General features: G+C 72.1%; 9 protein-coding genes. 4 read left to right on the top strand and 5 right to left on the bottom strand.

The features are described 5' to 3' along the window. A partial coding sequence (locus tag G3I40_RS04485) for a hypothetical protein (RefSeq protein WP_203643445.1) occupies positions 1 to 371 on the bottom strand: 371 nt, incomplete at its 3' end. Positions 372 to 474: 103 nt separating this feature from the next. Between G3I40_RS04485 and G3I40_RS04490 the strand changes: the two genes are divergently transcribed. Beyond that, positions 475 to 1410, top strand: a complete 936-nt coding sequence (locus tag G3I40_RS04490; protein ID WP_164300844.1) for a carbamate kinase — start codon at positions 475 to 477, stop codon at positions 1408 to 1410. A gap of 134 nt (positions 1411 to 1544) precedes the next feature. Continuing rightward, positions 1545 to 2813, top strand: coding sequence for an MFS transporter (locus tag G3I40_RS04495; RefSeq protein WP_164300845.1), 1269 nt, complete (start codon positions 1545 to 1547; stop codon positions 2811 to 2813). 8 nt (positions 2814 to 2821) lie between these two features. On the opposite strand, the gene G3I40_RS04500 is transcribed toward G3I40_RS04495, so the two are convergent. Continuing rightward, positions 2822 to 3475, bottom strand: a complete 654-nt coding sequence (locus tag G3I40_RS04500; RefSeq protein ID WP_164300846.1) for a GntR family transcriptional regulator — start codon at positions 3473 to 3475, stop codon at positions 2822 to 2824. Between the two features lie 222 nt (positions 3476 to 3697). On the opposite strand from G3I40_RS04500, the gene G3I40_RS04505 reads away from it, so the two are divergent. Then, entirely contained in the window at positions 3698 to 5164 is a 1467-nt protein-coding gene (locus tag G3I40_RS04505; RefSeq protein ID WP_164300847.1) for a chlorohydrolase family protein, read from the top strand. Positions 5165 to 5219: 55 nt separating this feature from the next. Next, positions 5220 to 6428 (top strand): amidohydrolase family protein, encoded by a 1209-nt coding sequence (locus G3I40_RS04510; RefSeq protein ID WP_164300848.1) that lies wholly within the window; start codon positions 5220 to 5222, stop codon positions 6426 to 6428. A 70-nt stretch (positions 6429 to 6498) separates the two neighbouring features. On the opposite strand, the gene G3I40_RS04515 is transcribed toward G3I40_RS04510, so the two are convergent. The 3 genes from G3I40_RS04515 to G3I40_RS04525 are packed head-to-tail and all read right to left on the bottom strand — an operon-like array spanning position 6499 to position 9394. Continuing rightward, positions 6499 to 7506, bottom strand: a complete 1008-nt coding sequence (locus G3I40_RS04515) for an oligopeptide/dipeptide ABC transporter ATP-binding protein (protein WP_164300849.1) — start codon at positions 7504 to 7506, stop codon at positions 6499 to 6501. Then, entirely contained in the window at positions 7503 to 8546 is a 1044-nt protein-coding gene (locus G3I40_RS04520) for an ABC transporter ATP-binding protein (RefSeq protein ID WP_164300850.1), read from the bottom strand. The genes G3I40_RS04515 and G3I40_RS04520 overlap by 4 nt, the downstream gene beginning before the upstream one ends. Next, positions 8543 to 9394 (bottom strand): ABC transporter permease, encoded by an 852-nt coding sequence (locus tag G3I40_RS04525; RefSeq protein ID WP_164300851.1) that lies wholly within the window; start codon positions 9392 to 9394, stop codon positions 8543 to 8545. Before G3I40_RS04525 ends, G3I40_RS04520 begins: the two co-directional genes overlap by 4 nt. Position 9395: the final 1 nt, after the last annotated feature.

Consider the following 9395-nt stretch of genomic DNA (forward strand, 5'->3'; position numbering starts at 1 on the left):
GCGGCGATCCGGCCCGGGGCGAGGTGGGCGAGGGAGGGCGCGACGAGGTGTCGGGCGAGGGCGCCGGACGTCGTCAGGCGCAGGGTGCGGCCGGTGGCGGCGAGCGTGAGGGTGCCGGGGGCGAAGGCGACGGCCTGCCCCGCGGCCAGTCCGTGCCGGGTCCAGTCCTCGACGTCGGTGACCAGCGTCCTGGGGGCGTCGCCGGCCTCGGGGGACGCGAGCGCGATCAACATCCCTTGCGGGGTGAGCAGGTTGACGACGCGCGTGAAGACGGAGTGGACCGACCCGGTGCCGTCGGCCGTGCGCAGCACGTCGAGCAGGCGTGCGTCACCGGACCGCACGCGCGGAATGACGGGTTCGCCGTGGCGCATCGTCGCCTCCTCCCCTCGCCGAGCGGTATCCCTGTGGGCTGACGCCATTGGTATACCATTCTGCGTCCAGTACGCGAACACAAGTACAAGCAAGGGACATCACATGCGCATCGTCGTCGCCCTCGGGGGAAACGCACTGGCCAAGCGCGGGGAGCCGATGACGGCCGACCGACTGCGCGCCAACGTCCGCGGCGCCTGCCAGGCCCTGGCCGGCCTCGCCCGCGAGCACGAGGTCGTCATCACGCACGGCAACGGCCCGCAGGTCGGCCTGCTCGCGCTGCAGAACCTCGCTTACCAGGACGTGGCCGCGTACCCGCTCGACATCCTCGGCGCGGAGACGCAGGGCATGATCGGATACGTCATCCAGCAGGAGCTGACCAACGCGCTGGCCGGCGACCGCGAAGTGGCGGCCCTCGTCACGACGACCGAGGTCGACGAGTCGGACCCCGCCTTCGAGCGTCCGACCAAGCTGATCGGCCCGACCTACTCGGCGCAGGACGCGGCCGAGGCCGCCGCCGAGTACCGGTGGACCATCGCCAAGGACGGCGGCGCCTTCCGCCGTGTCGTGCCGTCCCCGCACCCGTTGCGCATCATGCAGGCGCCGCTGGTCAGCACGCTGCTCGACAACGGCACGCTGGTGGTGTGCGTGGGCGGTGGCGGAGTGCCGGTACGTACCGACTCCAAGGGCCGCCAGATCGGCATGCAGGCCGTCGTCGACAAGGACGCCGCGAGCGCGGCGCTCGCGGCGGACCTCAAGGCGGACATGCTGATCATGCTCACCGACGGCGACTTCGTCAGCGAGAACTGGGGCACCCCCGAGCAGCGCGACATCCTCACCGCCTCCCCCGAGGGCCTGGCGACGATGCAGTTCGCCGAGGGGTCGATGCAGCCGAAGGTCGAGGCGGCGATCCGGGTCGCGCAGGCCGGCGGCCGGGCGCTGATCGGCCCGCTGGACCGGCTCGACGACCTCCTCGCCCGCACGGTCGGCACGGAGATCCGTGCGGACGTCGACGGCGGGGTCGTCTTCGTCGGCAGGTAGACGTCACGGACAAGTAGACGTCACGGACAAGTAGACGTCACGGACGATCTTGCCGGTATACCATTTCGCGGTCGCCGCACGCGGCCCGGAGCGGCCGCGGAACAACCGAGGAACAACAGCAGAGGAGCCCCGCCGTGCTGCGGCAGAAGCCGAAGGTCACGTCCGAGTCCCGTACCCGCGGCCGGTCGGGCCCGCTCGCGTCCTTGCGTGACAGCAAGGGGTTCCGCGCGCTGTGGATCTCCAACGTGTTCTTCTTCGGCGGCGCGTGGACGCAGACGATGGTGCTCGGGTGGATGGTCTTCGAGACGACCCGCTCCGAGTTCCTGTTGGCGGTGTTCACCTCGGCGCGGCTGGCGCCGATGCTCCTCGGTCCGTTCGCGGGAGTCCTCTCCGACCGCTACGACCGGATACGGCTGCTGACCGTCGCCTGCTCCTGGGCGCTGGCCGCCGCGACGGTCGTGGCGAGCCTGCAGTCCTTCCACCAAGTCCCTTACTGGGTTCTGGTGTTGGGCGGCTTCGCGACCGGACTGGCGCAGTCCCCCTCGCAGCCCTCGCGCTCCGCGCTCGTGCTCGATCTGGTGGGCCGCGGCAACCTGAGCAACGCCAACGCGCTCAACGCCATGGCGATGAACATGACGCAGGTGATCGGACCCGCTCTCGGCGGCGCGATGATCAGCGCCTTCGGCGCCTCGGCGGCCCTGTGGATCTCCGGTGCCTGGTACGCGGTGTCCCTGGCCGCTCTGCGCCCGCTGCGCCGCGTGCACCGGTCGGTGGCGCCGCAGGGTGGCGTCGAGCCGGTGTCCACCATGCTCACGAGCGGGCTGCGGTCCATCCTGCGCAGCCGCCTGACCGCCGGCGTCCTCGCCGTGACCCTCGCGGCGAACGTCCTGCTGTGGCCGATCCATCAGGCCTTCATGCCGGTGTTCGCCAAGGAGTCGCTCGGCCTCGACGCCGACGGCCTCGGCTGGCTCCTGACCTGCGGCGGAGTCGGCGGACTCGTCGGCTCCCTGGTGATCGCCGCCCTCGGTGACTTCCGCTTCAAGGGCGGCCTGTTCGTCTTCGGCACCGCGGGGTGGGCCGCCCTGTGGGCCCTGTTCGCCCTCTCGCACACGGTGGCGCTGTCCTTCGCGGTCATGGCGGGGATCGGCGTACTGAGCGCCTCGTTCGGCGTGCTGCAGACCACCCTGCTCCTCATGACGACCGATCCGTCCGTCCAGGGGCGCGCGCTCGGCGTCCAGGAACTCGCCATCGGCGTCATGCCGTTGTCCTCGCTCGCGCTCGGGGCGGCCGCGCAGTACACGGGCGTGGCGACGACCACCTTCCTGAGCGCCCTGCTGCTGATCACCTTCCTGGCGCTGCTCGCCCTGCGCATGCCGCGCCTGACGCGCTACAGCGGCGCCTGAGGCGCCGGCTACTGGTCCGCGGCCCGGCGCTGGTGGGCCGCGGCCTTGTCCCGGCTCGTCGTCTGGTGGCGCTCGGCGAGCACCTGGACGTGCGCCACGTCGCGCGCCTCGATCGCGCGGTACAGCTCCTCGTGCTCCTCGGTGACGGCCGCGAAGTCGTCGTGCTGTCCCAGCAGCCAGCGCATGCGGCTGCGCAGGGTCGTGTCCAGCTCGCTGAGCAGTGCGTTGTCGGCGAGTTCGGTGACGGTCTCGTGGAAGTCCGCGGCCGCCCGCCGGGCGCCCGCGCCGTCCCCCTTGTCGGCCGCCTCGCGCTCGGCGTCGAGGTCGGACCGCAGCTTCGTGAGTCCCGCGCGGGTGCGCCGCTGGGCCGCGAGCCGGAACCCGAGCGTCTCCAGGGCCGACCTGACCTCGCTGAGATCGGAGATGTCGGACGGGGTGAACTCGCGCACCACGGCCCAGGTCCGCGGCCGCGGCGTCACCAGGCCCTCGTTCACCAGGCCGCGCAGGGCGTCACGGACCGGCAGCCGGCTCACCCCCAGCTCGGCGGCGACCTCCCGCTCCACGAGCTTGCTGCCCGGCGCTCGGGTGCCGTCGATGATCTCGTCGCGCAGAGTGCGCATGACCCGCTCCGACTCGGGGGTGAATTCCTCAACGCCTGTCATTCCGTCATTTTCGCATCGAAGATCCCCCACGTGTTCCGCCGACATCCCGGCGGGCGACGCACAGCGGCACTTTTTGTATACCGAGTGCGTTCATTCCGCTGCCGCGATCCCCGTCATTACGGGGAGAATCGGCACTCTCCCGACACTGGGCCACCCAGCGAAACTCCATTTGGTATCCCAAGTGTTAGGGTCTCGCGGAGCACCCGACACCAGGAGGCCCCCGTGCGCACCCGTTGGCGCGCCGCCCACGTACTCGCTCACCAGGACGGGCGCCACGTCCTGCTGGGCGACGGAGAGGTGGTGTGGGAGGACGACACCCTCCTTTATGTGGGACACCGCTGGGACGGAGCCGTGGACGAGGACATCGACCTCGGCGAACACCTCGTCATGCCGGGCCTGATCGACCTGGACGCGCTCGCCGACATCGACCATCTCCTCCTCGACTCCTGGGCCTCGCCCGACCGCGGCCCCGGCCTGCAGTGGTCGCACGCCTACGCCGGACGCAGCCGGGACGTGTTCACCCCCGCCGAGCGGTCCGCGGTCCGCGAGTACGCGCTGGTCCAACTCGCCCTGCACGGCATCACCACGTACATGCCGATCGCCTCCGAGGTGCACAGTTCCTGGGCCGAGACCTTCGACGAGTTCGCCGACCTGGCCGCGACCTCACGACGGATCGGCCTGCGCGGCTACCTCGGCCCCAGCTACCGCTCCGGGGTGAACGTCGTGCGTCCGGACGGTCGCCGCGACATCGTCTTCGACGAGGAGCGGGGCCGCGCCGGCCTGCGCGAGGCGGAACGTTTCCTGGACCACGTCGAGCAGCTGGACGATCCCCTCGTGCGCGCCGCACTCCTGCCCTGCCGCATCGAGACGCTCACCCCCGAACTCCTGCGCGCCACCGCCGAACTGGCCCTGCGCCGGGACGTGCCGGTCCGGCTGCACTGCCTCCAAGGCCTCCAGGAACGCGAGGCCGTCCACAGGCTGCACGACTGCACGCCCCTCGAACTCCTCGGCAGCACGGGCCTGTTGGACACCCGCCTGCTCGTCCCGCACGGCCTCGTCATCGATCGCCACCCCGACGTGCACGGCGAGGACCGCGGCGATCTCGCCGCGCTCGCGGGCGTCTCCGTCGTGCACTGCCCGCAGACCTCCCTGCGCTACGGCAGCGTGCTGCACTCCTTCGGTGCCTACCGCCGCGCCGGCCTCAACCTCTGCCTCGGCACCGACTCGTTCCCGCCCGATCTGATCCGCGGCATGGACGTCGGCGTCCACCTCGCCAAGGTCGTCGACGGCCGGGCCGACGCCGCTTCCGCCGAGGCCTACGTCGAGGCAGCCACCCTGGGCGGAGCCCGCGCCCTGGGCCGGCCCGACCTCGGGCGGCTCGCGCCCGGCGCCCGCGCCGACCTCGTCGCGTTCCGTCTCGACGACCTGCGCGACGGCGTCCTCGACGACCCCGTACGCACACTGCTGCTCAACGGCACCGCCCGCAACGCCACGCACTCCGTGGTGAACGGCCGCCCCGTGCTCGTGGACGGTCACGTGCCCGGCATCGACACCGACGGGCTGCGCCGCCGCGCACAGTCCCTCTTCGCCACGATGCGCGCGGCCTACGGCGAACGGGACGTCAGGGGCCGCACCGCGGACGAACTCTTCCCGCCCACCTTCCCCGCGTTCGTGGACCCCGCTCCCTGAGGGGGCCACCACGACGACGGCCGAGAATCACCCAGCACAAGGAGAACCACCAGCAATGCTCATCAGGAACGTCCGCCCGTGGGGCGCCGCGGCCTCCGACATCCTCGTGCGCGAGGGCCGCATCGCCGCGATCGCACCGCACGACCCGGCCCGCGAGGACGAGGGGACGAGCGTCGACGGACGCGGCCGCCTCGCCATGCCGTCCTTCTCGGACGTCCACTGCCACCTGGACTCCAACCGGATCGGCCTGCCGTTCCGCGAGCACACCGGCAAGCCCGGCGTCTGGGGCCTGACCATGAACGACCGCGCCCACTGGCGCGAGGACCCGCCGGTCGCCGAGCGCGCCACGAACCTGCTGGGCCGCATGATCGAGCGCGGCACCACCCGGGTGCGCAGCTACGCGCAGATCGACGCCGACAGCGGGCTCGAGCGGTTCGAGGGCGTGCTGGCCGCCAAGGAGGCCCACAAGGACCGCGCGGACGTCGAGATCATGGCGTTCCCGCAGGCCGGGCTGCTCCTGGAGAAAGGTGTCCCGGAGCTGATGGACCAGGCCCTCGCCTCCGGCGCCGCGGTCGTCGGCGGCATCGACCCGTGCACGCTGGACCGCGACCCGGTCCGCCACCTCGACATCGTCTTCGGCCTCGCCGAGAAGCACCAGGCACCGGTCGACATCCACCTCCACGAGCCCGGCCACCTCGGCGTGTTCAGCACCGACCTCGTCCTGGAGCGCACGCGCGCCCTCGGCATGCACGGCAAGGTCACGCTCTCGCACGCCTACGAACTGGGCACCGTCGACGAGGCCACGCGGCGGCGCCTCATCGAGGAGTTCGCGGAACTGGACATCTCGATGGCGACGATCGCCCCGGCGCAGCAGTCCCACGCCCTGCCGCTCGTGGACCTGACCCGGGCCGGCGTGCGGGTGGGCCTCGGCGAGGACGGCCAGCGCGACTACTGGTCGCCCTACGGCAACGGCGACATGCTGGACCGCACCTGGCAGCTGGCCTTCACCAGCCGCTTCCGCCCCGACGAGCTGATCGAGCACTGCTGGGCCGTCGCGAGCCGCGGCGGTCACGCGATCCTCGACCCGTCGCTGGCGCGGCTCACTTCGACCGCCGACCGCCCGGGCGTGAGCGTCGGCGACGCCGCCGACCTGGTCCTCGTCGACGGTGACAGCGTGGCCTCCGCCGTCATGGACCGTGGCACGGACCGCACGGTCCTGCACGCGGGCCAGGTCGTCGCGGACCAGCTCCAGCTGGTCGGCTGACCACGTCCTCACGTACGAAGGGCCGGACCACCGTGGAGGTGGTCCGGCCCTTCGTACGTGACGCGGGCCGTCAGACGGTGGCCGCCTGCCTCGCGTCCGGCGCCGTGCCGTCCTCCGCCACCAGATGGCACGCCACCTGTCGTGCCGCCAGGGTGCGCAGCTGCGGCGCCTCGGTGCGGCACCTGTCCGTCGCCAGCGGGCAGCGCGTGTGGAAGTGACAGCCGGTCGGCGGGTCGAGCGGACTCGGGAGGTCGCCGGTCAGCACGATGCGGTCGCGGTCGCGCTGCTCCTCGGGGTCGGGGACCGGCGCGGCGGACAACAGCGCCTGCGTGTACGGGTGCTTGGGATCGGCGAACAGCTCGACGGCCGGGGCCTGTTCGACGATGCGGCCCAGGTACATCACGGCGATCCGGTCGGCGAGGTACTCCACCGCGGCGAGGTCGTGCGTGATGAACAGACAGCCGAAGCCCTTCTCGCGCTGGAGGTCGGCGAGGAGGTTCAGGACGGACGCCTGCACCGAGACGTCCAGCGCGGAGGTCGGCTCGTCGGCGACCAGCAGCGCGGGCTCCACCGCCAACGCCCGTGCGATGGAGACGCGTTGGCGCTGACCGCCGGAGAGCTGGTGCGGATTGCGGTCGGCGAGTTCGGGGCGCAGGCCGACCTGGGCCAGCAGTTCGTCAACGCGGCGGTGGGCCTCGGCCCGGGTCGCCAGGCCGTGCAACCGCAGGGGCTCCGCGATGATCTGACGGATGGTCATGCGCGGGTTGAGCGAGGACGACGGATCCTGGAAGACCAGGTGGACCTTTTTGCGCAGGGGCCGCATCCGGCGCGGGGACAGCCCCGTGACGTCGGTGCCGTCGATGACGACCTCGCCGCCCGTCGGCTGGTCGAGCCGGACCACGCACCGGCCCACGGTCGACTTGCCGCTGCCCGACTCCCCCACCAGGCCCACGACCTCACCGGGGCCGATGGTCAGCGAGACGCCGTCGACGGCGCGCACGGCGCCGGTCGGCGCGGGGAAGTGACGCTGGAGGTCCCGCACCTCCAGCACAGGGGTGACGGTGTCCGTGCCGGTCATCGGGTCTCCTCCTCGGATGTGGGGGTGGCTGCGGGGTGGTGGCAGGCGATCCGGTGGGTGCCGGAAAGGGTCCGCAGCAGCGGGCGGCCGGTGCGGCAGTCGTCCTGTGCGAAGGTGCAGCGCGGCGCGAAGGAGCACGCGTCGGGCTGCGTCCGCAGGTCGGGCACGAGGCCCGGGATCTCGTTGAGCCGCGCCCGCCCCTGCGGGGTCCGGCTGCCCGGACGCAGCACGGCGCCGAGCAGACCACGCGAGTACGGATGGCTCGGCGCGCCGAACAGCTCCTTGACGGAGGCCTGTTCGGCCGGGCGCCCGGCGTACATCACGAGGACCCGGTCGGCGGTCTCCGCGACGACGCCGAGGTCGTGCGTGATGAGCACGATGGCGGTGCCGAGCCGGTCCCGCAGCGACTTGAGCACGTCGAGGATGCCGGCCTGCACCGTGACGTCCAGGGCGGTCGTCGGCTCGTCGGCGATGAGCACGGCCGGGTCGCAGGCGACCGCGATGGCGATCATCACGCGCTGCCGCATGCCGCCGGAGAGCTGGTGCGGGTACTCGTCGATACGGCGGTCGGGGGCCGGGATGCCGACGAGGTCGAGCAGTTCGACGGCCCGCGCGCGGGCGTCGCCCTTGCTCAACTTCTGGTGGCGGACGAGGACTTCGGTGATCTGACGTCCGACGGTGAGCACCGGGTTCAGGGACGTCATCGGCTCCTGGAAGATCATGGAGAGGCGGCGGCCGCGCAGCGAACGCAGGGTGCGTTCGCTCGCGCCGACCAGTTCGGCTCCGTCCAGGGTGATGGAGCCGCCGATGCGGGCGGTCGGCGGGAGCAGGCCCATGACCGCCATCGACGTGACGGACTTGCCGCAGCCCGACTCCCCCACCACGGCGAGGACTTCGCCGGGGCGCAGGTCGTACGAGACGCCGTCGACGGCGTGGACCGTGGAGTCCGGCCCTTGGAAGGAGACGGTCAGGTCCCGGACGCTGAGCACGGGTGGTGCGTCACTCGGGCGGACCGGGGACGACGGTTCGGTGAGGGTCACCGGGAGCCTCCACGGGGGTCGAGGATGTCGCGGACGCCGTCACCCAGCAGGTTGAAGGCGAGCGTGGCCAGCACGATGACGAGGCCGGGGAAGACGGCCATCCACGGTGCGGTGGCGATGAACGGCTGGGCACTGGAGAGCATCACGCCGAGCGACGGGGAGGGCGGCTGCACACCGAGTCCCAGGAAGCTCAGCACCGCCTCGCCGATGATCGCGGACGGGACGCCGACGGTGGCCTGCACGATGAGCGCCGACGTGGCGTTCGGCAGGATGTGCCGGAAGAGGATGGTGCCGTTCCCGGCGCCGTTGGCGAGGGCCGCGCCCACGTAGTCGAGGTGCTTGAGGCGCAGGGCCTCGGCGCGGGTGATGCGGATGATCGCGGGGATCTGCGAGATGCCGATGGCGATGGTGGCGTTCTTCAGCGACGGGCCGAGGACGGCGGCGAGGCCAACGGCGAGGACCAGGAAGGGGAAGGCGAGCATCGTGTCGGTGATCCGGGAGACCACCGTGTCGGCGAACTTCCCGAAGTAGCCCGCGAGCAGCCCGAGCGGCACCGCCACGGCGAAGGCGAGCACCACCGCCAGCACACCGACCTGCATCGACGCGGTCACGCCGACGAGCACCCGGGAGAGCTGGTCACGCCCCAGGTCGTCGGTGCCCAGCCAGTGCGCCCAGCTCGGCGCGGCCAGCACGTTGTCGAAGTCCGGCTGCGCCGGGTCGTACGGCGTGAGCAGCGACGAGAAGACGGCGATGAGGACGAAGAGCGCGGCGAGCACGGCGCCGGTCAGGGCCAGCCGGTTGCGGCGCAGCCGGCGCCACGCGTCGGCCGCGCGGCCCCGCTCGCGCACG

Source organism: Streptomyces sp. SID14478 (genome assembly GCF_010548525.1).
Lineage (GTDB): Bacteria > Actinomycetota > Actinomycetes > Streptomycetales > Streptomycetaceae > Streptomyces.